Origin of the sequence: Croceimicrobium hydrocarbonivorans (assembly GCF_014524565.1) — a bacterium.
Taxonomy (GTDB): Bacteria; Bacteroidota; Bacteroidia; order Flavobacteriales; family Schleiferiaceae; genus Croceimicrobium; species Croceimicrobium hydrocarbonivorans.
The window spans coordinates 1605660-1628258 of sequence record NZ_CP060139.1; the positions used below are offsets into that span (position 1 = coordinate 1605660).

Here is a 22599-nt window from a genome sequence, read left to right on the forward strand (position 1 = left end):
TGCGAAAAGCAGTTTATTTAGAGCCACTCTGGGCGGCTTAATTCGTAACTTAGATGTTTCTCCAAGCCTTATTGTACATGTATACTCGTGAAGAGCTGTGTAAAGTAAAACAGCGCAAGGATTTGGTTCAGATTGCCGAGCAAAGTGGGACCGATCTCAGTAAAATTATTCGCAATCAACGCTATGAAGAAGAACTGCGCCTGCTGCAAACCGAATTGGTGAATTTGCAGCGCTGGGTAGCCAAGAAAAAGCTCCGAGTAGCGGTGCTCTTCGAAGGTCGGGATGCGGCTGGCAAAGGGGGGTCAATTAAGCGCTTTGTAGAACATCTCAATCCACGTTCCATGCGGGTAGTGGCCCTTTCTAAACCCACCGAGGTAGAGAGCGGTCAATGGTATTTCAGGCGCTATATTAAGGAGCTCCCCAATCCGGGTGAGATTGTTTTCTTTGACCGTTCATGGTACAACCGAACGGTGGTAGAACCGGTTATGGGATTTTGCAATACCGAGCAATACGATCGCTTTATGGTGCAGGTGCCGGGCTTTGAGCATATGCTCTATGAGGATGGAGTAATCCTGATCAAATTTTGGTTTTCCATTTCCAAGGAGGAGCAAAAGAAACGCTTTAAATCGCGGATGAAAAACCCCTTGAAGCAATGGAAATTTTCGCCGGTAGATATGAAGGGACAGGAATTATGGGATCGCTATACCTATTATAAGGAGCAAATGTTTTCCAAGACCCACACCACCTTCAGTCCTTGGATCATTGTAAAAACCAATAATAAACGGGAAGCGCGTTTGGAAAGCATCCGCTATGTGCTCTCCCAACTCCCCTATCAAGATCGAAGGCTAAAAAACCGGACCACCATTTTACCCGATCCCAATGTGGTAGCACGCTATTATCGACATATTGAACAAATTGACATCTAATGAATCCGAAAGAAAAAGAAATCATGGCCCTGAGCGATGCCGAGCTGGAATTGCTCAATTCTCCGCTGGGATTGAAATACCTTTTTGCGGATAAGAAAACGGATGTTTTGAAGGCATTGCGATTAGCCAATTATGAGCAACGTTTGCGCGACTTACAAGCCGAATTAATTCAACTCCAAGAATGGGTAATTGACCAACAGAAAAAGGTGGTTATCCTCTTCGAAGGTCGCGATGCCGCGGGTAAAGGCGGTGCTATTCGCCGGATTGCCGCACACATTAATCCCCGGCATTATCGCATTATCGCTCTGCCTAAACCGACTGAAGAAGAATCTGGTCAGTGGTATTTTCAGCGCTATGTAAATCATTTGCCCAAGCCCGGGGAAATGGTATTCTTCGATCGATCCTGGTACAACCGAGCGGTGGTAGAGCCTGTGAATGGATTCTGCACGGCCGAACAATATGAAACTTTTATGGCTCAGGTGAACGACTTTGAGAGGATGCTACAAAGCTCAGACACCTATCTCATCAAGTTTTACTTCTCCATCACTAAGGAAGAGCAGGCGCGTCGTTTTGCTGATATCAAAAGTAGTCCTTTGAAGCGTTGGAAAATGACTCCGGTAGATGAAGCGGCACAAGGGCTATGGGATGAATACACCTCTTACAAGGAGCGAATGTTTAAGGAAACCCATACTGAGAATGCCCCCTGGATCATAATTCAGGCCGATCAAAAAACCAAAGCCCGACTGGAAGCTTTGGAGCATGTTTTGAAATCCTTACCTTACTAAGCAACAGGGAACTAGAGGACGCAAATTTTAAAATACTTGTCCATGATTAAAGCTCGCATCTTTCTCCTCTGCCTCAGTTTAGGTCTCTTATCCTGTAAAAAAGAGGAAGAAACTTCTTATTTAGAAAAATACACGGGTACCTATATAGGTGGCGGTTTAGTAGGTGGTGGTGATGTCATTACCGGAAGCAGTTATAAATATTCGGATGCTATTGTAAAAATTAGCAAGGGCTCTGGAGACTCTAGCCTCAACTTTAGAATTGACTACGATTCTCGAGATGTTTACATCCTTAAGGATATCAAAATCCATAGCTCGGGAGAAGGCCTTTACGATTGGGACGGTGGTAGCCTGTATGGGACCTTACAGTATCACTTTGATGGGGATTCTCTGCATTTTATTCATAATCAAAATGCAGGTATGGGCGCTTGGAATCGACGTTATTTTGACGGTAGGCGGTAGTTAGAAAAAATGGAAATTGGCTCACCAAAAATCTATTTAATCAGTGGCTTGGGAGCCGATGAAAGAGTGTTCAAACGCTTGAAGCTGGATTTCCCTTCTATCCCCATTCCCTGGATTGCACCTCAAAAAAAAGAAGGTCTTAGCGATTATGCCAAACGTCTGTCGGAGACCATTGATCCCAGTGAACCCTTCATTCTAATCGGCCTAAGCTTGGGAGGCATGATTGCCGTTGAGATGAATCGATATCTTAAACCTCTTGCCACCATCTCCATTTCATCAATAGTTTGCAGTGAAGATTTGCCAGGTTATTTCCGAATATTGCTCCGTTCGGGCCTGGTTCCCTATTTACCTAATTGGGGTTTTCAGCATTTCCCTTCCTCTATCATGGCCTTCATTTTTGGGAGTTCGGAGCAGAAACTCTTGCGAGCGATCATAAGAGAAGGTGATCCGGCCTTTATTAAATGGGCTCTGGAAGCACTTGGCAAATGGGAAAACCAAATGATTCCGAAAAGGCTCGTTCAAATTCACGGAAAGCAAGATCGGGTGCTGGCCTTTAAGCAAAGAAGCCAAGCACCCAAACTGCTTAATGGTGGTCATTTAATTGTGTACGACCAGGCGAATGCGGTAAGTGATTGTATAAGACAATCGTTAACTGAATTGTTAGCCCTAAAAAGGGTTTAAGCCTGTTCTATCAATTCCCAAACTTTAGCATTATACTCCTCTGCCGAAATCCCCAATAAGCTCTCCAGCTTTTGATAAAATTTGGCATTGCCCTTTTCTCTAGGTCCAATATTTAAAAATTCCCAAACCCCTTCAAAGCCGTGTTTGGCTTCAATTTCCTGAACCAGCAGGGCACAAACTACATAGTCGGCCGAATTGCGATGTTCACCCGTTTGAAAGTACTGCGGCTTTTCCTTGAGCTCTCGCCAGTCCATAGCCGAGTCTGAGGCGACCTGCTCCTTAAAGGCCTTTAAAATTTCTTCCCAACTTAATCCCCAACTACCACCATAGAAGTAGGCACAGCCTTCGTCAACCGAATGATCTACCGCCCTACGCGATATCACCATACTCAGGCGTGCATGCCACAAATCATGAGGATCAAAATTCTCGAAGCTGGCATTGTCATTAGCCAGGGCCATAATTTTAGTGCCTGCTTCATTTACAGCCCAAACACTGGAATTATAGCCATTATAATCAATCTTATAAGTGAGGCCCAGCAATCGCTCCATGGCAATTAAATTCTCACAGCAGTACACAATATTCGCCTTGTTCTCGGACTTCAAATTGCCATCAAAGCGAGAACTTAATTGATCGTATTGAATGGCATGGGCCGTATAAAGGCTATCTTGATAAAAGAACAGGCTTTTGCCGACCTTATACTCCTTCCAATGTCGGGTATTACGCTTAAGAGGCGAGGCAAATTTGAATTGATCTTTATCCGGATGGGCAATAAGATCAAAGCTGGCGCGCAGAATCGAGGTATCTCCCTTTAGGCCTAAATAGGAGATTTGCAACCAATACTGGCCTTCCTCCAGAGGAGCAACATTGCAAAGCTGGGGCTGATAGAAATGTTCATCCTTAAAAGAGCTACTGGCTTCTATGCCTTTAAACTCATCCAGCAATAAATAGGTTTCGAATTTCTCCGCTGGCCAAACATAGGGGTTAGCTGAATTTTCGGCCTGACTGGCTTCTAAAAAGCCTGCTAAGGATTGGATCAAATGACTGGCCTCAAGACTGTCTTTTGGCAAACGAATTCCGGGATTAATCTGAAGATCACGGGCCTGAACTCCTAAGGCTAGAAAACTGAAAATAAGAGGGTAAAATCGCTTCATGGGAATTTTTTAGTTCACAGCATAGCAGCGAAAAAGGTGCCAGTCAAGGACTTAGGGAGGGCAATTAAGTTGAAGAGAAAGAAGGCTGAGGGAAAGAGCTGAAATCAAATTATTCGAAGTCAAGAGACTTGCCTACTGAATCTTAGCAGGCTTGAAAAGGCCAGTTTTCTACGATTAGAAACCCTGCTTAAATATCAGACTCAGATTGAAAAGCCTTGCCCATTGTTAATTTATTGTTAACTTGGGGTTAATTCAATATTAACACAGATAGCTGTCATGGCCAAAAAAGTATTTAAAGAGAAACAGCAATTCTTTTCATTTAAGCCCATTTGGGTAATAGCTAGCTTTATGCTCTTACTTGGCATTACCCTGCTTCGCCTTTACTATAGCCCCTCTTTTAAAGTACAAGTTCAAGATCTCTTCTTGGGAGCCATTGCCCTTATCCTATGTTTAGCTTTCATCTGGTTTTTAATGCACTTAAGCCTAAAAACCTCAATTAGTGAAAAGGGGATTGAGTATAAAATGATGCCTTTTCACCATAATAAGCGAATCATCCCTTGGGATGAAATTAGCTTTATCCGGATTGTGTCCATTCCTCGCATGGCTAGTTGGCAAAAATCCTATAACCATTACTTACTACAAAAGAAGTTCACCTTTTCAGGGCGCAATGGTATGAGTGTAGAAACCAGCTGGGGTGAAAGGATTTTTATTGGCTCTGGCAAAGTTGACGAATTGCAAAAGGCTCTTAAAAAAGCCATTAAGCACTATAAGCTAATGGAAGAGGGTAAAACGGATTTGCAGTAAGAGGCTTCTAAAAAGCTCTAAGAAATACTCGAGGTTAGAAACTGCCTACGAAACAGGCCTATTAAAAACCAGAGTGCAAAAAGCAATACTAAGAGATTGGGAAGATCATTTAGCCAAAAGGCTGAATTTGCCATTTCGGCATCCGGTCTTTTGTTTAGCAAATCCCAAGCGGCAAGCCAGCCAAAATGCAAGTAGAGGTAAGAAGCTGCAAACAATATTAACATACCTCCGGGCCTAGCCAATTTCGATAAGCGAGGCCGCCAAAGCTGAAATAGAAAAAGGGCCACCAGCAATAACATCAAAAGAGAAATTAAAAGCTCGAATCCCAAACTTTGCAGGCCATTAACTAAAACAAACATAAAATAGACTTTGGCCAGAATAGCGTACAGTCCAAGGATTGTCAATAGAAGTTTTAGCGATCGATACATTGGGAGCACATTAAGTTAAATCCCTGGCCACAAAACTCTTCCGATATACTTAAAGCCGTCGATGATGAAGATCACCTCATATCCCGAGCTTATGCTATTTAGCTTTAAATACAACCTTTCCCGATCTAATGATCGATACACTCCTACCATTTGAAACTTAGAACCAAAAGAATCACGCAATAAGGGATCATATAAGTCGGAATAAGCGGCCTTAGGAATAGCAATATTGTGATTATGGATCACACAAGTCAAGTCTACCAACTCGGTAGCTGGCGTATCAATATCATAGCTACCATAATAAACCAAACTATCAATCTTGTACAGTACCCTAACATCAGATTTCAAGGTTTCAAATTCGAGCAAATGCTCCTCAGGATTAAAGGCTCTATCCGCTAAGACAACAGATAAACCTTCTGCACTTAAGCTGATCACAGAATCATTTACCATTAAGTCCAGTTTCGGTGATTCCAAGCCAATGGAATCACAATCCATAGATACCTTATAAAATATAGAATAGGTTTCGATGCAACTTAGCTCCTCTTCGTAGCTTGGCCATAGGGAAGGATCAAAGTCGATTTTCCGGCTTTGTGCCTTCAACAAATTGGCCTGAAAAAGAACACAAAGGATACCTAGCAGCCCTGTCTTAATGGGGTAAACAAATCGTGCTTTTGACTTCATCATTGGGAACATCAAGATAAGACCTTAAAACAGTATCATTCTTAAAGTTCGGCTGAAATTCTATTCCCGCAAATGAGCAGCAAATTCCCTCAATGCCAAAACCTGCTTCTTCAAGGCTTCGTTTTGAATACATTTTGCGCTGACTCTAAAAAAGTCCTCAAAGCTTTGAGGACTTTCTAAATAGTATTCAGACACCTTATCCCCTTCCATTACAAAAATCAAAATAAACACATCCGAAGCTGATCCATAAATCTCCTTCATACTAGGTTCAGGTATTTCCTGCTCCAATAGTTTTCGCTTTATTGAATCGAATTCTGATCTAGAAATCGAATAAAAATATCGATTCTGTCCCGCATAAGTCTGCGTAGTTTCAATCAAGCTATCTGCGACAATTAGCTCGATCATAAAGCTTCTATCCTGAATCTTCGAATGTGGTCGTATTTCAATTTTCTGGCTATTAGCAGAAAAGCCCATAAAAGCGACAAAGCCCAGGAGCAAGCAGAACTTAGTATGAAAATTAATCAAGGACACTGTTACTTTTTTTTATCTAACAAATGTGCGCTCAAAATACAATGAAATCAGGGCTTCTCAGATGGTTTAAATTGATAGTTCTTGAACGAACTCCAGTCTTCCCAATACAATTTATTCCAGCCATCAAAATAGAGTGAATCGAGATAAACATCTACCTTATTTAAATCACATTTTTGCTCATTTAGGAGCACAGGACTTTTAGTGTCAAAAACTTCATATTCACTAATCTTGAAGATAGGAAATTCATCAAACAGCAATAGCAGTGTATCTGCATCTTTTGCGATAGCGAATGGATAGAAGTCTTCATTCCTTACATTAAAACACAAGCTTTCCTCATTCCAGTAGTTACAGGTCCTACACAAAAGGTTGGTATCCATAAAGACGGTCCAGCCCATAAAAGAGTAATGAGTCATACGCATATATTCATATGACTTCAATTCAGTTTTTTGAAGCATTTTAAAGATCAATATGTCACTTTCTTCCTTTGAATAATGCTGCAAAACAATAAAGGCAGATTCAGAACCGATGCTTTCACATATCTCTAAGCTGACAAATTCCTTTAGTAAGGAATCTACCTCTATCGCTTTAGAAGCCCCATAAGCATCTGGAGTCAGGCCCAGCAAAAACAGTACTAAAAGGAAGCTCACAGCCTGATCCCGTTTCATTCTTAATGATCAAATTCAAGTAATCTAAAGCCTTCTAGCACATTATAGCTAAGGCTCAAGGGGTTCTAAAAGGTATATCTTTTCAAGCTTTTCAGGAAGCAGACGATTGATCTGTTCAAATAAGCGGTTGGTGGATGGCAATCCGACATTATTTAGATAAACAAAGTTCAAAGTGTTTTGGTCCCGTAGCACCACCTTCCAAACAAATCCATCGATCATATTGGCATCATAATACATCTTTAAACCCTCCAATACTTTACGATGTTTTTCCAGCTCCAACAATTCATCCTCCGTGATATCGGAGCTATAGACCATGCCCTCATCAGTCCACACTTCAATGCGTCTGGATCTGATTATATAGGTAAGTCCCGTATCCATTTCCACTAGATTGATTTGCTGAATAACAATTTCCAGCGCCTCTCGTGAAGTTTTACTTTGGTGAAATGATCCGCAGCTGGTTAATATCAAACTGAACAGCAGAGAAAAGTTTACTATGATGTGCTTGGCCTTATTCATATTCCAATATTAGGCAAAGCCTTTATGGCCTTAGAGATTTAAGCTGGATATTAGTCCACATAAAGCTTCTGCTGCTCCCCATTTAGGTGCAATTGCTTGGCCCCAAATAAATCCATCAAAAAGGCAAGCTCCTCTGCATCTGGAGCTTTTTCATATTGAAGAAATAGGTAATCGGCACTCAATCTACCTCCATAAAAAAGCATTTCAAATATTCGACAATCCTTCTCTATCTCAATCTCCTTTAAATACAATTTCTCAATCTTAACATCATCCACAAAGGCCGTATAGGCCCAAAGATCAGCAAGGCTGGCCTCGGTTAAACATAGATTTTGAATGCTGTGATTAAAGAATAGAAGCTCAGGTAAAAAACTAATCATTTCGCCATTTAACTCCAAGGTTTCCAGCTGATCCATTTTCTCAAACAATGCTCCCGGTTGTTTTAAGTTCTTTGAAGGTTTCAAAAACCTTAAGCACTTTAGCCCTTTTGGAATAAGGGAATAATCAAAATTTGCAGGAAGCCTGAAGTCAATTGCCAGGATTCGGATATTGCTATCCGCGAAGCTTTCCAGCTCTGAAAGACTCTTAAGGCATATTGAATCCCCTTGAGCCAGGGTCGGAATTCTCAGCATTAAGCTAATGAATACTAAAGTAAAACCCGCTTTTCTTTTTCTTGATTGCATTGACGATTATAGTTTACCGTCTTGATTGGAGCCCTAATTTAATGGATTAGATCTACACCCTCCCTTTCCCTAGCAATTGGGAATAAACGAATCTCCGGGCCCAAGACGCAAAGCATCTATGTTCCCAATAAATACCCTTTTTTGCGCCACTTTTCCTTGAGCTTAATGGGCTCATAGTCCGGGCGTTCTTCGATAGGGACATAGTCCACCTTTAATTGCTTGCAATATTCTTCAATTGCGGGAAGGCCTAATACCTTTCTTCTTTGGGCCAAATTTGATTCATCGGCAATGGGATATAAAGTGAGCTTCTGCTGAGATAGACCTTCGCCCGAATTGGCCGATCGCCCTGCTTGTGTACCAAAGATTTGCAGCCCCTCTTTATTTACTAAGAAGCGATCTACCATAAGTGCGGCCTTGGCCTTATCCGCTTCACCAGCCATAGCAACCTCAATAAAAAGTGGCAAGCACTTCTTTAAAATCTTGGGAGGACTGTGTTGGATTAAAAAGAAGCAGGCCTCTCCAGCCTTTTCGCCTACCTCAGAATTTCGCGGCCAGCCCATTTGTTCGATTAGGTCCAACAAAGCATCCCTACGTTCTTCCCGATGTTCGCGGATCAGTTCCATCTGCGAGGCAGTGGGCGGCTGATCCATGGATTTTAATGGCAATAATTCCTGCTCTTCATCCAAATACCATGACCATATCTTATAGCCTATCTCGGCTTTGCCTGCGGTAGGGTATTGCTGCTGATATTGCCTCTGTAGCAATACATCCAATTCCGAAGCGTATTTGGCCTTAAGCTCCTTAAAGGCAGGATCATAATAAACCAGATCCCGACCCGCGCCCTTATCTATCGCTTTTTCCAATTGCTGAAATGCCTCTTCCAAGGAGCCTTTTTCCGCATCGGACCGCGCAGAAAGCAAATAAGCTGAAAAGGTATTGGTATCCTGCCCTGCCTCTGATTGAGCTGATGAAGCCGAGCTCGAAACCGCAATATCTTGTGCTCTTAGGTCAAGGTTTAGTCCACCGACTAAGAACAGTATTGCCCAGGCTTTAAGCGCCTCATTTCTCATCCTTCTCTTCATCTTTCTTAATGGGTTTACGTTCAAAGATCTTTTTAAGATTGTGGAAAAAGCGCTCGATCAATCTCAAATCATTGGTTTTTATCTCCAGCATGCCATTCATTTCCGGCCTTAGCTCGAGCTTATGAGCCGCCTTTACTTCAGGATAATTGAGTACCTCAACCACCACTCGATAACCCTCTTCTGTAGGCAGCTCACTCACGGTCTTGACCTTGCCTTTTAGTATCCCAAATTCTTGCCAATTGTAATTGTCTAATTTAAGATTCGCCTCCTGCCCTATTTGCACCTTACCATAATTCGAAGGAGGAATAAAGGCAGAAACATAGTACTGTTGATCTTCGGGGATGATCGCCAAGAGAGGCTCTCCTGCTAAAACGGTTCGTCCTTCGAAGAGATCGACCAAATAATTAATAGTTCCATCGGTATTTGCCAGGATAATATTCGATTGCTCCCAATTGGTCATTTCACTTTTCAGGGTAGCTAGGGCCTGATTTAACTCGATCAGAAGCTCTCGACGCTCCTTTTGCAGCTCATATTCCAATTCCGATAATTGCCGTTTATAATCCGCGGTAGTAACCTTATACTGACCTTTAGTTTGTTTTGCATTTTCCAAGGCCGAAAGCTTGCCTCGATAGGCGCTTTCCATATCCATGAAATCTACTTTCGAGTAAACTCCTTCTTTAAATAGCTTTTTGTCGGCCTTATGCTTTTGCTCTGCATTTCGCAATTCGTTCCTGGCAATTCTAACCTGAGTTTCGGCAATAGACACCAGGTTTTCGTAATTGCTGATCTGCTCCTTTAAATTCAGCAAACGCATACTATCTATGCTACGACTATTTAATTCCTGGATGGCCAAATAAGCAGAACTTAGTCGATTGAAGCTGGCTTGCAAAAGACCAAAATTTCGATTGGTATCAATATCCAGAATTAGGTTTTGGGCCAAGTCCGACTTATTAGATATCGAGTCAAATTGAATCAAGAAAGATTGTAAGTAAGAATATTCATCGGCCGACATCGGATTCTCAAAAGATAGCAGAGCATCACCCTTTTGAACCTTTTGGCCATCCACCACAAAAAGCTTGTTTAATCGACCATTCACCAAACTGGATTTCAGCACCACCGGGTTTTCAGCTTTTACCGTGGCCATGCCCGAAATTATATCCGGATAACGAACAAACCATGAGGCCAGTAAAACAAGAATTATAACGATAAAAACGGAAGTTACCCCCCACCTTAACAACCAATGTGGCGGCTTATTTATAATATCATTTACCACAAAAGAGCGCAGGGCTTGCTCCTCTAGCGAGCTTTTTTTCTCCTTCTGGATTTGATCTTTTACTTCTTCCACAATTTAATGTTTGGATCTATACCCCTAATTCAAGTTGGTTCTTCACCAATTCATAATAATGTCCACGCTTGGCACTGAGCTCTTCATGAGTACCCGATTCTACGATACGTCCTTCATCCAGGACTAAAATCTGATCTGCATTTTTTACGGTACTCAATCTATGGGCAATGATTACCGCCGTTCTTCCTTCGAAGAAATGATTCAAATTCTCAATAATCACCTTTTCATTGTTGGCATCCAAGGAAGAGGTAGCCTCATCAAAAAAGAGATAATCCGGATTTTTATAAACCGCCCTTGCAATTAGAATTCGCTGTTTTTGCCCCGTACTTAAACCCAAGCCTTCCGCTCCGATTACGGTGTTTAAGCCGCTGGGAAGCTGCTCTATCAGGGATTCAATATTGGCCACTTTAATCGAATGCAGAAGTCTGGCGGTATCCGGATAATCCACTCCCACCGCGATATTCCCGGCAATGGTATCCGAAAAGATAAAGCCCTCTTGCATTACTGATCCTACCTTATCCCGCCAATGCGAAGGCTCTATGGTTGAAAGGGCTAAAGCACCGACTCTGATCTTCCCGTTTTCGGGCTCATAGAATTTAAGCAGGAGCTTCATCAGCGTGGTTTTTCCACTGCCGCTGGTTCCCACAATAGCCGTTGTTTTCTTCGCCGGAATAGTGACTGAAATATCCTTAAGCACCAAAGCATTTCCCGCTCCGGTATAGCGAAAGGAAACTTGCTCCAGTTTTAAATCATCAATGCTGCCATTGAGATGCACGGCCATATCCTTTAAGTCATGTCCCTCATCTTCCTTAGCGTGAATCTCACTAAGGCGATCGAGAGAAATTCGTGCATCTTGTAATTGCTGGATAAATAGCACCAATTGGTTTAGAGGGGCATTCAGCTGACCAATGATATAGCTGATGGCCAGCATCATCCCCAGGCTTATTTCTCCGCGAATTACCAACATGGCCGATAGGAAGGTCATCACGATATTCTTCAACTCATTGATTAGTGCAGAGCCACTGCTTTGTGTTTGTTGAAGGGATAGGTTTTTGATGCTGATTTTGTACAAAGAGGCTTGTAAATTCTCCCATTTCCATCTTTTCTGACGCTCAGCATTATGCAGCTTAATTTCCTGCATGCCATTAATCAGCTCCATGATTACACTTTGGTTTTCACTTAGCTTCCCGAACTGTTGAAAATCGAGGTCTCTCCTGCGTTTAAGGAAGAGTAAAATCCAGCCCGCGTATAAGGCGCTACCTAATAAAAAGACTCCGGCAATCCACCAGTTATACCAAGCCAAAACCCCGCTAAAGATGACAAAGGTGAATACGGAAAACACAGTATTTAGGGAGGTGCCAGTAAGGAATTGCTCTATGCGTTTATGATCGCCTATTCGCTGCATCAGATCACCGGTCATCTTTACATCAAAGTAATTGATGGGCAGCTTCATGAGTTTGATGAAAAAGTCGGAAATGAGGGCGATATTGATACGTTGACTGATATGTAATAGAATCCAACCCCTTATTAATTCTACTGAGGTACGGCCCAGGAAAAGCATTAACTGAGCAATTAGAATAAGATAGATGAATTGGATATTCTGATTTTGAACCCCAACGTCTACAATACTTTGAGTAAGAAAAGGGAAGAAAAGCTGCAATAAGGAAACGGTTAGAAGGCTCAGGAAGAGCTGAACCACCAATTTCCGGTAGGGTCGCAAATAGCGAAATAAGAAAGCAAAGCCCCGCTTATCAGCTTCCAAATTATCGGGATCCGTTTGATCCTGATAAAACTCGGCTTTGGGCTCCACTAAAAGCGCTATCCCCTCTGGCTCGGTAGTACTGCCAGATTGCTGCCAGGCTGCGGTAAAATCCTCTCTATTTACTTTAATTAAACCGTGGGCGGGATCCGCAATATGAAAGACCAAGTCCCCATCTTTACCACTAATTTTATGCAGTACCACAAAGTGGTTTCTGTTCCAATGCAGGATTGCTGGAAAGGGAGCTTCTTCCTGCAATTTTTGCAAGGTGATTTTCACTCCCAGGGAGCGCAGGCCTATTTTTTCGGCCGCTTCACTTAAGCCCAATAAAGAGGACCCCATACGGGTAGTCTTGCAAAGTTTGATCAACTTTTGCAGGGGCATTGCTTTGCCATAGTATTCACTAATCATGGCCAGACACGCCGGGCCACAATCCTTTTCATCCCTTTGCCTGATTGGATTTAGGCCTTTTGCCATATACGCTGATTTAGGGCTGAAATTTTATCCTCATCCATACTGAACCCCTGCCCATTTGATTTCACCTCACATTCCTCCAATGACAAGAAGCCAGGTTCATCATTCCATTTACTGATATAAGGATTGTAATTGCAGGGACTGCTATGATACCATTGTTGATTGCCTCGATCTTTGGGCAGTCGATTGTCTACACACATGTATCTGAACTCACAGTCTTTGCAAATGTCAGTTTTCGATTTTGCCACCTGATCCAGAGAACCCATCCCCGCTAGAGTCAAAATTTCCTTCGGATTTTTAATGTCATTCAGATTGCCAAACACTGTGGTGCATTCAGGAGCATTTCTCAGCTCTCCTTTGGTATTGATATATAGCTTGCGATTAAAATAGCTATGATGAGATTGAGCTTCAATGAACAATTCGGAGTCCACTTGAAAGCTGTAGCGATTGACCAAACAGCGATTAGGATCGTAGAATAAGGGGCTTCGAGTTTGGATGTAAAAATGGGCTTTGCGCTCATCTAAATAATCCACGCCATCGGCCGGCGCATCATGCGCTATAAACATGGATATCCGAGGATTATCATAGAGTAAATCCTTCAAAAAGGGCAGATCAATGACTTCTGAAAAAGGAAAGGCCACTTCCAGAGACCTTAGTGGGGAGCCTTCAAATGCCTGAATGGTTTTTCTCAATTCGGATCTTAGATTTCCCTCCGAAAAACGGAGATGCAAAGCTTTAACATTAAGCTCCTTTACCCAATCTACAAGCGTGGAAAGTTGTTCTCCCTCAACATCCCAAATTAAATTAGTGATATGGCTGGGTGACTGCCAATCCAGATTGAGGGGCGGAAAGAAGTCTGGGGTTTCTGTCCAAAAACCAAACTCCTTCTCCATCATAAACTGAAAATACTCAAGGGGGTAAATCCCTTTAGGTTGAAGAGATTCCTCGATTTCCTCTTTGGATTTCGACTCGCAAAATTCCAAAAAGCCAATAAAACTATTGGGGATTATAAAATGAGCTTTGCGCCCTAAATCGTACAATATCGCTCGATTGTAGCCCTTTACCGGAAAGACATGCGCAAAGCGTTTAAAACGAGCGACACTCATCTATTTAAAATAATCGGTTTGTAAAAGGACTTTAGCTGATAGGAATCCGTTTGATGCAAATCTGAGGATGCCCACTTACCGTAAGCGCTATAGCTTGGTTCTTGCAGATTTCGATAGGCAGGGCTAATATGCTCTTCAAAAATTTTAAAATCTTTCACTAGTATAGATTATTGGCAGCAATGAATTCGGCGAGTTCCTTTTCTAAATGATAATTACAGGGATTCGAAACCATTCCGAATTGCCCTTGAGGATTGACCTCAAAAAAGATGAAATTGTTGTTGGGATCGACCGCAAAATCCAATGAGCCCCAATTGAGATCGCAGGCTTTCATGAAGCTTCTAATTCGATTCTCCATCTCCTTGGGCAGCTGAAAGGGAATCGATCGATTGCGATTTTTAAGATTGTAGTTTCGAAAGTCCACCTTCGTTTGCTCGGAAGACTGACTAAATATGGCCATTGACCAACATTTCCCATTGAGGTAAAAGGTCCTGATTTCGTATTGTTTCTCTACCATTTTTTGGAAGAGGCCAAAATGAAATACTTCGGGAAGCTTCTCTACTTCCTCGAGGCTAATGGCTCGGGTATAAGATAGTCTGGGCTTCTGCTTTCCCTCGGGATCATAATAGGTATAGGGAAATGCCAAGGGCTTGGTAATCACCGAACCCTCTTTCTCTATAAATGCCTGTACATCCTTTCGATTATTGCTAATCAGACTTTCTGGAATCTGCAGGCCATGTTGAACAGCGTAGTATAACTGACGTGGCTTTTCTACCGCTCTATACAGACTTGGAATTTGACTTCGCAGGGCCTCCAAATCATAAATCGCCATGAGATCTCCCTCGAGATTTTTCTCAAGACCTGGCAAGTCGGGATTGGGTTCAAACCTGGCTTTAGACCAATTGCGCAACCAATAGGTATCTTTTCGCTCTCCGGCTCTGCTTTGGCTCTCAATGTTGTAGGTTCTGGAAATCACTGCCTCGCCTGTTAGCGCTATGCTTTCCGGAAACACTCTTTTAAATGGTATATCAGAAAAGTGCAGCCAGTCTAATACGCGATCTACACTTCCTTCATCTCTCCTTGAATATATTGTAACCATCTCCCCCTATTCTATTACTAAGACATTCGCATATACTATGGGATTTGCCACTAAAAAATCTTTGCGTTCTTTCAATCTGCGCCAACCCTCAAAATCACCGGGTCTTTGATACCAGCCTAAATAGTCTTCGAACTTGCAATGGTGCTCTGCCAAACAAAAATGATTGATGGGTTCTAATCGGCGCCGGCCCAGATTCGAAAAGGACTCCAACTCCGGAGTCTGTTCTGGTAGCCATTCAATAACGGCATAAAGCCCTTTGGAACTAAAGGGAATCCGCAATGAGTCTAGATCAAAATAGAGCCATCCCCCTTGATCTTGGCTCAAAGCCTTAATCTCCGATCCGGCAATTATCTTCCCCGGCCTTTGGTCTGAAGCATCGGAGACCTCGCAAAAGAAAATTCGGAAGGGATGCTCTCCTTTCGAGCTTTCGCTGATTAATAATCCGAAGCGCCAGAGAATCCCTTGCTTCACATCCTCATCGGGCTCCAGCAAAACAGCCGATCTATTGCCGGGCCTCCTGCATATATAAATGTCCTCAGACTTACGATAGGTTCCGGTTTCAAAATATTCAGCTTCTTGAGGATCAATCGGCATCACGGTAACCTCATTAAGATACATAGGATCCGGCTCGAGAAAAATGGTATCCAGGGCTTCCGAAAATACCAGGGGAAAATTCTTAGTGCTGTAGCCCATGCAACTCACACTAATTTGGGTCCCGATCGGAAAACCCCTCTTAATGATGAAACGCCCTTGAACATCTGTGGCACTAAAGTAAAAAGTGCTATCTCCTTGGTAAACGCGCACATTCACATAGGGCAAACTCTCATTGGTACTCTTATCCAATACAATTGCCTGATAGGAATGGGACTGTGAAGACAGTTCCAAAGGAATTCCTAAGAGCAGAAGTAGTGAAAGGATAAGAAGAAGGAATTTGCGCATAGAAAATTTGAAAAAAGAAAATGAGACTACCTAAAAAAGATAGCCTCATCCTAATAACTAACTGTAATAACTAGTCTTGTTCCGCTCTGGTATCGGTTGTAGCATGTAAACCAAACCAATTATAGCGTTGATAATAAGTATACCCATAAGGGTCTTCTACACCATCAATTACTTTCCACTTACTCCAGGCTCCCCCTTCAAGGGCCATCATTTCTTCAGCGGATAATGAATTGAATTTGTTACTGTTTAAAGATTCCATACTGTTATTTTATTTCAAATGATTAATAAGAATTTGAACTCAACCTAAGCCTAGGTATGATCTACTTCTTGTTTGTAATCATCGCCAAAAAAACGTCGAATACCAGAGTCTTGGTAATACATTACTGCGGTATTACCATCTGCATCTGAAACGTGCCATTGGTACACCCATTTTCCTCCGTTTAGAGATTCCATAGCCTCTGGGCTAAGTGCCTCAAATTTCTTAGAATTTAATGCTTCCATTTAAAACTAAAATTATTAATTCCGCCTACTCTATACTGCTTTTCGGCAAACGCCTTACAAATAAAAGAGAGCAGAAGGACACTATTTGTCCGCCTAAATTAGGATTTAATTACACATTAAACACTTAAGCAATAACTTTTCCTTTTGCGGCACCATTTTATATTATAGCCCGACTCACGCAAATGAGCTATCATTCTGTTAATAGTTTTTGTGGAGCATTCATACTTTTCCGACATGCCCACAGGAGTTACAACAGCCTCTTTTTCAAGTAATTCAACTATATACGACAGTCTACTTTGGTAGGTTATATAATCCATAAATCAATGGGTCTTTGAGCACTATCTTTAGGATGTAAAAAATTTTCAGAAGGCATTTGAAAATTTTACTGAATTAATACAATAGCCATAAAAATCATACAAATTAAATAGTATTCCACATTTAAATAATGATGGACACATTCTTTAAATTGAGACTATAAGACAATTTATCTCAAGCGTAAAGCTAAAAGATTGTAAATGAATTAGAAGTCTTTTAAATTTTACTAAAGCTGAATTCAGAAGTACAATGGAAATTATCCGCAATTCGGAATAGGAGGTGGAGCAGCCCAAAAAGGCCTAGAATTCATTTTCAATCTATGATAATTGAAAAGACTCCAACTACTAACTGAAAGATAAAAAGCTGAGAAATAAGCCCTAAGGACAGGGCAAATAGAACGAAAGAATAGAGTACGGCTGTGTTTCATCGCACATTATTATTAATCTTTCTTCCCTTGGAATTAAAACTATGAAAATATTTTAATCCGGCCCTGAATCCAGCAAGAATATTTAAATCCAAGTCAATATTTCACCTTATGAAGACAATATTGGACAAGCATCAGATCCTCTTTATTAAGCCTTTAATGTTGGTGACTGACATCGGAAGAAATAAGTAGCCTTAAAAGTGCTTGCTAAAAAAACTCAGCTATCTAGAGTAAAACCAAAAAATGTGATATATGCTCCCAATACATAAACCACAGTCAGCAAAGGAATTAAAAACCTGTTTGCCTTAGTGTTTCGATAAGGCGAATACTCCTTGCCATTTTTTGTTGTTGTGCTTATGTAGATGGAAATAAGTAGGGCAAGTAAAAAAACGACGCCAACTTTTGGCCTATCCAATAGAGGCCTATCCATAAAGTGCTTTGCAATACCCTTATAGATTGATAAAAACCAAAAGGTGGTGGCCATTGTAAATAAAGAAGATGAACCTAGAATTTTTGCCGACTCCGAATCCGCTGTAAAAGGCTCGATCAAAATATGAAACCGCCAATAAATGGCACGAAGAATTTTTACCATCAATTGAAACACTAGTAGCTTTAATAGAATTCTACTATTAGGCCCTCCCTTATTCTTACTCTTCTGGATATCATTAGAATACACCCACTTTACAAAGCCGCTACATTTGCATAAGCTAAAACCCCTAAGTTAAAGATTAGGCCACTCCACGCAAATCCCCTGAAACTGGTTCAAGGGGGTAGATAAAGTCATACATCACTCTATGCATTCGCATTTTCGGCCTTGCAGTACAAAAACGCCATTCTCTATTCTGTAATAACATTTAATACTCTGATAAATACTATTTGGCAATTCAGTAGAAGACTCATTAAACTCTGGATCAAAAACACCAATTACTTTTTGGCTAACACATGTATCCGTTTCTAAAATTTGCAAGAAAAGTTCCCTTTCATTTTCACGGATAAAAACCATGACACCATCAACTTTTGTTACTCCATAGTAATTGCGCCCTACATTTCCCCATGTGAACAAGGGGGCAATTTCTAGGGCAATGTTTGTATCAATTTGGGTACTGTTTTTAAAGCTAGAAGTATACACTGTAAAGGAAAGCACGACGCTATCATTCAAACAAGCACTCAATTCCCTTAGCTGCTCTCCCAAAAATCCATCTAATGATTTATCTGTTATTGAATAATTTGAATAACAGATAAGCTCAGAATCCTTCTGACTTAAACAAGTAATGGGAATTATTAATAGCAATATGTGAAAGTACCTCATCTTAAACCGCTTAATTTAATAATGTAAGCTCACATTTGTAGACCTAAGAGCATTGCCCAAGGTTCTTAGCCTTAGAACATGGCACCTACAGGGAATACCATTCTCCTTAAAAATACCTAAACACTTACAGGGCATTCCCTGCTATTTTTACTCTCAAACTCATTCCATTGAAGGAAATACTCCCACATTTCTACTGGTATTACAAGCTGTTAACTCCGTGATCATTATGCCTCCACTCACATGAACATTTATCCAATCCGAATCCATTGGTATGGAACCTGTAAGTCCCCCATTATTCCAACAGGTCTAAATTATCGATTTTAGGCAATAAGCCTTTGTTTAAATTCTCTTGGAGACATGTCTCCAAGAGAAGAATGCGGATGGTTTTGATTGTAGTCTTCCATCCAATGATTGATTAACTCTTGCATCTGCGTCTTCGTTTCAAAGAGATAAGCGTTGAGCACGTCTTCTCTCAGGGTGCGGTTAAAGCGTTCACAAAAGCCATTCTGCATAGGTTTTCCTTTCTGTATTCTTAAGTGTTTTATCTGATGTCGTTTGCAAAACTTTTGAAAGGCTTCTGCCATAAACTCTGTTCCGTTATCAGTTCTTATGGTAAATGGCTTACCGTGCCACTCTATTAGCTGCTCAAATTGCTCTACTACATGTTCGGAAGGGAAACTGCTGGATACCTTGCAAGCCAAAGCTTCGCGGTTGTAGTCGTCAATAATGTTGAGCACACGCATTTTCACACCATTCTCTAAGCGGTCCTGCATGAAGTCGGCACTCCAACATAGGTTAGGAGCTAAAGGCTGCAGCAACACCTCTTTGTCAGGGTTAGGAATACGTCGCTTCCATTTCCTCTTGCGCTTGTTCATCCCCAGTTTGATGTACACCCTGCGGATACGTTTCTTGTTCCAGGCATAACCCTCTTTACGAATACGCTTGGTATAAAATGGGCAGCCACGCGCAGGATAATGCTCCGCGTACCAGCGTAGCTTTTCCTCTACCTCCTTATCGTCTCGCTTGGATATATAGTAATATCCAGAGCGCTCAAGGCTAATGATTTTACAGGCCCTGGCAGTACTGACAGCGTAATCCGCTTTAATCTGCTTTGCTAAAAACCTCTTCTGACAGAGCCCTAGAGCTTTTTTTCCACCACATCCTTAAGGATCCTGTGGTCTAAGCTCAAATCCGCATACATCTGCTTTAGCTTCGTGTTTTCTCGCTCTAACTCCTTGTACTTGCGTAGCATTGCTGAATCCATGCCCCCGTACTTCTTGCGCCAGATATAAAAAGTATTGGCGCTTATACCTAACTCCTTGCAGATATCCTGTACTTTCTTACCAGCCTCATGCTCCTTTAAAGCCTGGCTGATCTGGCTTTCACTAAATCTTGATTTTTTCATAGTCAACAGTTTAAATTTACACACTTTTAAACTGTTGGATTTTTTGGGGGACTTACAAAGTAGATCAGCTACGGACCGAGGAAAGGAACACCGGTATCAGGGTTGTTTCTGCACTGCTCAGGGATTAATAAGACAGCCGGCTTACGCCACAAAAAAAAACCCGGCACAGTGGCTGGGCTGTTCTAAGGTAATTACACAAGCCGGACACTCGAACAATCAGGGGGCAACCTATTTGCAGAGTTCGTTAAACAAATCAGGGCTATATTTAGACTTTCGGTATTCATCAGGAATATTATGAAACCACTTGGGTTTACATATAATAGGATATAAAGGGAATATATCATCTTTCATACTCAATATCTTCATTCCATTTGGTGTGGAAAGGGATCGATATTCATATAGTAAATATGTGCTATCCTTTAAATCATCCTTATATTCAAAAGGTATAATAAATGACGTATCCATTTTAGAACAGATAGTACTTCCTAAACCATAGTCATAATCACAATCAAGGGATAATACCATAACAATGGTGTCCTTGGTCATTACATTAACACCTCTATATCCCACAAAAGTGTTTGTACTACTATCCACTTCAAATATGGAATAACAAAATGAGGAGTCTTTCTGAGCCCAACCTACAACAGAAATACTTAAATTAATCAATACTAAAATGTTTCTTATCGTCATCGCCCTGTTCTTACGTCAATTGTCTTACCCTTTATCACCCTCTTATAGGTTTGTGGACTATCATAATCTTCCCACCTAACTTTATCCCATTCGATTGCTTGATTATGAGAAGGAGTATATAATCTATCAAAGAATTCCTTTTGCCGATTGGTGCCGAGGACATCTTTTAAAAATAATAAATCACCTCTTTGGACTCCACTCCAAGCTTCCAAGAGCTCATGGGTTATGGAAACACCGGACGATCTTCCTCCTGCAGACTCAATATTTCGAGTATGAGTTACATTAACGAGTTGGATTGAAGTTGGTTTCCCATTTTTACCCTCATCAAATCCTCCCATAAATACCCCACCATCAATGGCATAATTCTTCCCATTTGTCTGCATATCATCTTTATCATTGGCGTAAATAATTGTATTGCAATCATCTGAATTAATTGATGCTAAGAGTTCCTTATCAGCATCAGTCACTGCCTCTCCTGACGCTGATAGTCGGCCTGATTTTTCATCCCGAGTTATTGTCAGATCACTTGACTTATTTAAGTCATCAACCAACATCTGAGCTTGATCCCCAAACACATATGTTGAGTCCCCGCCCGGATCAATCATATTGATGGGATTGTTCATCATGACAGAATATGGCGTAACTGAAGGGAAGGCATAGGCTTTAGGGTCAACCGATAACCACATGGAGATATGTGGATCCATATACCTCGCCCCATAATAGAAGTTACCAGTTTCTTCATCCCATTCCTTACCGTTAAACCTAAATCGACTACTAAAAGTAGTTGTACTAAGAGCCATCTGATTCTGTAGATTCCCCCCCCAAATAGTATTTAAGAAAAACTGACACGGGTCCCCACTCATATCAGTCACAAACTCTACGCTACCTAGGTAGTCTGGATGATAAAAGTACATAGTGGGTATAGCCGAGCAATTCACTCCGCTTAAGGAAGCCCAATAAGTGCTTTGAGCGCAAGCACAGGAATCATTAACAAGCGAGGATAAATACGGATTCTCAATTTCAGCTTCTGTCCCATCACATCCATTAAATAAAATTCCTTCTCCCAAAGATACGGGCGCCAAAATCTGCTCCCAATCCAAATCTACATCCTCTCCGTAAAGACAATCTAAACTTGCTTCAATATCAACAATTATCGCATCCGTACTTAAACTCATATTACCTTCCTCATAGCCTATGCCTGGCACGAAACCAGTGGTATCATCCCGGTGACTTAAGGCAGAGGCGATGCGTTGGCTGGCCATGTAATAATGCTTACAGAATGATTTGAATTCCTCTATTAACTAAATACTTTACGATATAAAACTGCGAAAGCACATTACTAAGTATCGCTATCACAAAAGGCCATATTAATAGGGCTAAAGCCTCCTTGTGTCCCAAATTATCCTTTAACAAATTACCCAAAAGTACCAAGGCCGAGTTGGAATGAGCAATCATTACAATATCTAAGCGCTTTAAAGCATACTCAGCTCGCTGCTGGCTTAAATCACGATAAGACTTAAGGTCTTCGGTGTAGGGGCTATCTTCTAAAGGCTTGCTGATAATTCAGGAATAAACGGTTAGTGAGAATCAAATTACGCAATTTAAGCTGTTGGATTTTTAGGGGGACTTACAAAGTAGATCAGCTACGGACCGAGGAAAGGAACACTGTTATCAAAGTGGTTTCCGCGCTGCTCAGGGACTACAAGACAAGGCAGGCCTACGCCCCATAAAAAACCCGGCTCTGTGGCCGGGAGATTTCTTCCTTTATCCAGTTACGTCAGTTCTAATCAAAGTACCATTCAAATAAGGATAGGGGATCTATCATTATCAGTAAAACAAAAACTACATAA

The 22599-nt window shown here is 41.4% G+C and carries 26 protein-coding genes; 5 read left to right on the plus strand and 21 right to left on the minus strand.

All coding sequences use genetic code 11. From position 1 onward, the window contains the following. Positions 1–77 precede the first annotated feature (77 nt). The 4 genes from ppk2 (H4K34_RS07340) to H4K34_RS07355 are packed head-to-tail and all read left to right on the plus strand — an operon-like array spanning position 78 to position 2851. Entirely contained in the window at positions 78–926 is an 849-nt protein-coding gene (gene ppk2 / locus H4K34_RS07340) for a polyphosphate kinase 2 (RefSeq protein WP_210760554.1), read from the plus strand. A gap of 23 nt (positions 927–949) precedes the next feature. Then, positions 950–1711, plus strand: coding sequence for a polyphosphate kinase 2 (gene ppk2, locus H4K34_RS07345; protein ID WP_210760555.1), 762 nt, complete (start codon positions 950–952; stop codon positions 1709–1711). Positions 1712–1753: 42 nt separating this feature from the next. After that, positions 1754–2170 carry a hypothetical protein gene (locus H4K34_RS07350; protein WP_210760173.1) on the plus strand — a complete coding sequence of 139 codons (417 nt, stop codon included), beginning with the start codon at positions 1754–1756 and terminating at the stop codon, positions 2168–2170. Between the two features lie 9 nt (positions 2171–2179). Then, positions 2180–2851 (plus strand): alpha/beta hydrolase, encoded by a 672-nt coding sequence (locus tag H4K34_RS07355; protein WP_210760174.1) that lies wholly within the window; start codon positions 2180–2182, stop codon positions 2849–2851. Here the strand turns inward: H4K34_RS07355 and H4K34_RS07360 are convergent. Beyond that, complete coding sequence (locus H4K34_RS07360; protein WP_210760175.1) at positions 2848–4002, minus strand: hypothetical protein; 1155 nt, start codon at positions 4000–4002, stop codon at positions 2848–2850. The genes H4K34_RS07355 and H4K34_RS07360 overlap by 4 nt on opposite strands. A 276-nt stretch (positions 4003–4278) precedes the next feature. Here H4K34_RS07360 and H4K34_RS07365 point away from each other — a divergent pair, with 276 nt between their 5' ends. Then, positions 4279–4806 carry a hypothetical protein gene (locus tag H4K34_RS07365; protein ID WP_210760176.1) on the plus strand — a complete coding sequence of 176 codons (528 nt, stop codon included), beginning with the start codon at positions 4279–4281 and terminating at the stop codon, positions 4804–4806. 443 nt (positions 4807–5249) lie between these two features. Here H4K34_RS07365 and H4K34_RS07370 read toward each other — a convergent pair whose 3' ends face one another. From H4K34_RS07370 to H4K34_RS07465, 20 genes are all read right to left on the minus strand, one after another. Then, positions 5250–5831 (minus strand): hypothetical protein, encoded by a 582-nt coding sequence (locus H4K34_RS07370; RefSeq protein ID WP_210760177.1) that lies wholly within the window; start codon positions 5829–5831, stop codon positions 5250–5252. Between the two features lie 141 nt (positions 5832–5972). Next, positions 5973–6200, minus strand: a complete 228-nt coding sequence (locus H4K34_RS07375; protein WP_210760178.1) for a hypothetical protein — start codon at positions 6198–6200, stop codon at positions 5973–5975. Between the two features lie 290 nt (positions 6201–6490). Continuing rightward, the gene (locus H4K34_RS07380) at positions 6491–7108 is read right to left on the minus strand and encodes a hypothetical protein (protein WP_210760179.1); all 618 of its coding nucleotides are present in this window, start codon (positions 7106–7108) and stop codon (positions 6491–6493) included. Positions 7109–7156: 48 nt separating this feature from the next. After that, positions 7157–7624: a hypothetical protein gene (locus tag H4K34_RS07385; protein ID WP_210760180.1), complete on the minus strand. Its 468-nt coding sequence runs from the start codon at positions 7622–7624 to the stop codon at positions 7157–7159. A gap of 50 nt (positions 7625–7674) precedes the next feature. Then, positions 7675–8085: a hypothetical protein gene (locus H4K34_RS07390; protein WP_210760181.1), complete on the minus strand. Its 411-nt coding sequence runs from the start codon at positions 8083–8085 to the stop codon at positions 7675–7677. Positions 8086–8420: 335 nt separating this feature from the next. Next, positions 8421–9386, minus strand: coding sequence for a DUF6624 domain-containing protein (locus H4K34_RS07395; RefSeq protein ID WP_210760182.1), 966 nt, complete (start codon positions 9384–9386; stop codon positions 8421–8423). Beyond that, entirely contained in the window at positions 9364–10731 is a 1368-nt protein-coding gene (locus H4K34_RS07400; protein ID WP_210760183.1) for an HlyD family secretion protein, read from the minus strand. The genes H4K34_RS07395 and H4K34_RS07400 overlap by 23 nt, the downstream gene beginning before the upstream one ends. Positions 10732–10747: 16 nt before the next feature. Then, a complete protein-coding gene (locus H4K34_RS07405; RefSeq protein ID WP_210760184.1) occupies positions 10748–12967 on the minus strand; it encodes a peptidase domain-containing ABC transporter in 2220 nt (739 codons plus the stop codon). After that, positions 12952–14070 carry a grasp-with-spasm system SPASM domain peptide maturase gene (gene gwsS / locus H4K34_RS07410; RefSeq protein WP_210760185.1) on the minus strand — a complete coding sequence of 373 codons (1119 nt, stop codon included), beginning with the start codon at positions 14068–14070 and terminating at the stop codon, positions 12952–12954. The genes H4K34_RS07405 and gwsS overlap by 16 nt, the downstream gene beginning before the upstream one ends. A 157-nt stretch (positions 14071–14227) precedes the next feature. Continuing rightward, the gene (locus H4K34_RS07415) at positions 14228–15166 is read right to left on the minus strand and encodes an ATP-grasp domain-containing protein (protein WP_210760186.1); all 939 of its coding nucleotides are present in this window, start codon (positions 15164–15166) and stop codon (positions 14228–14230) included. Positions 15167–15172: 6 nt separating this feature from the next. Beyond that, positions 15173–16105, minus strand: a complete 933-nt coding sequence (locus tag H4K34_RS07420) for a carboxypeptidase-like regulatory domain-containing protein (protein WP_210760187.1) — start codon at positions 16103–16105, stop codon at positions 15173–15175. Between the two features lie 70 nt (positions 16106–16175). Next, entirely contained in the window at positions 16176–16364 is a 189-nt protein-coding gene (locus tag H4K34_RS07425) for a hypothetical protein (protein ID WP_210760188.1), read from the minus strand. A gap of 50 nt (positions 16365–16414) precedes the next feature. Beyond that, entirely contained in the window at positions 16415–16606 is a 192-nt protein-coding gene (locus H4K34_RS07430) for a hypothetical protein (RefSeq protein WP_210760189.1), read from the minus strand. 116 nt (positions 16607–16722) lie between these two features. Further along, the gene (locus tag H4K34_RS18180; protein ID WP_210760190.1) at positions 16723–16923 is read right to left on the minus strand and encodes an HTH domain-containing protein; all 201 of its coding nucleotides are present in this window, start codon (positions 16921–16923) and stop codon (positions 16723–16725) included. Between the two features lie 639 nt (positions 16924–17562). After that, on the minus strand, positions 17563–17937 hold the full coding sequence (locus H4K34_RS07440) for a hypothetical protein (protein WP_210760191.1): 375 nt from the start codon (positions 17935–17937) through the stop codon (positions 17563–17565). Between the two features lie 195 nt (positions 17938–18132). After that, a complete protein-coding gene (locus H4K34_RS07445; RefSeq protein WP_210760192.1) occupies positions 18133–18654 on the minus strand; it encodes a hypothetical protein in 522 nt (173 codons plus the stop codon). 320 nt (positions 18655–18974) lie between these two features. Further along, entirely contained in the window at positions 18975–19760 is a 786-nt protein-coding gene (locus tag H4K34_RS07450) for an IS3 family transposase (RefSeq protein WP_210760513.1), read from the minus strand. Between the two features lie 32 nt (positions 19761–19792). Further along, positions 19793–20059, minus strand: a complete 267-nt coding sequence (locus H4K34_RS07455) for a transposase (protein WP_210757338.1) — start codon at positions 20057–20059, stop codon at positions 19793–19795. A 228-nt stretch (positions 20060–20287) separates the two neighbouring features. Beyond that, the gene (locus H4K34_RS07460) at positions 20288–20749 is read right to left on the minus strand and encodes a hypothetical protein (protein ID WP_210760193.1); all 462 of its coding nucleotides are present in this window, start codon (positions 20747–20749) and stop codon (positions 20288–20290) included. Further along, the gene (locus H4K34_RS07465) at positions 20746–22011 is read right to left on the minus strand and encodes an RHS repeat domain-containing protein (RefSeq protein ID WP_210760194.1); all 1266 of its coding nucleotides are present in this window, start codon (positions 22009–22011) and stop codon (positions 20746–20748) included. Before H4K34_RS07465 ends, H4K34_RS07460 begins: the two co-directional genes overlap by 4 nt. Positions 22012–22599 lie beyond the last annotated feature (588 nt).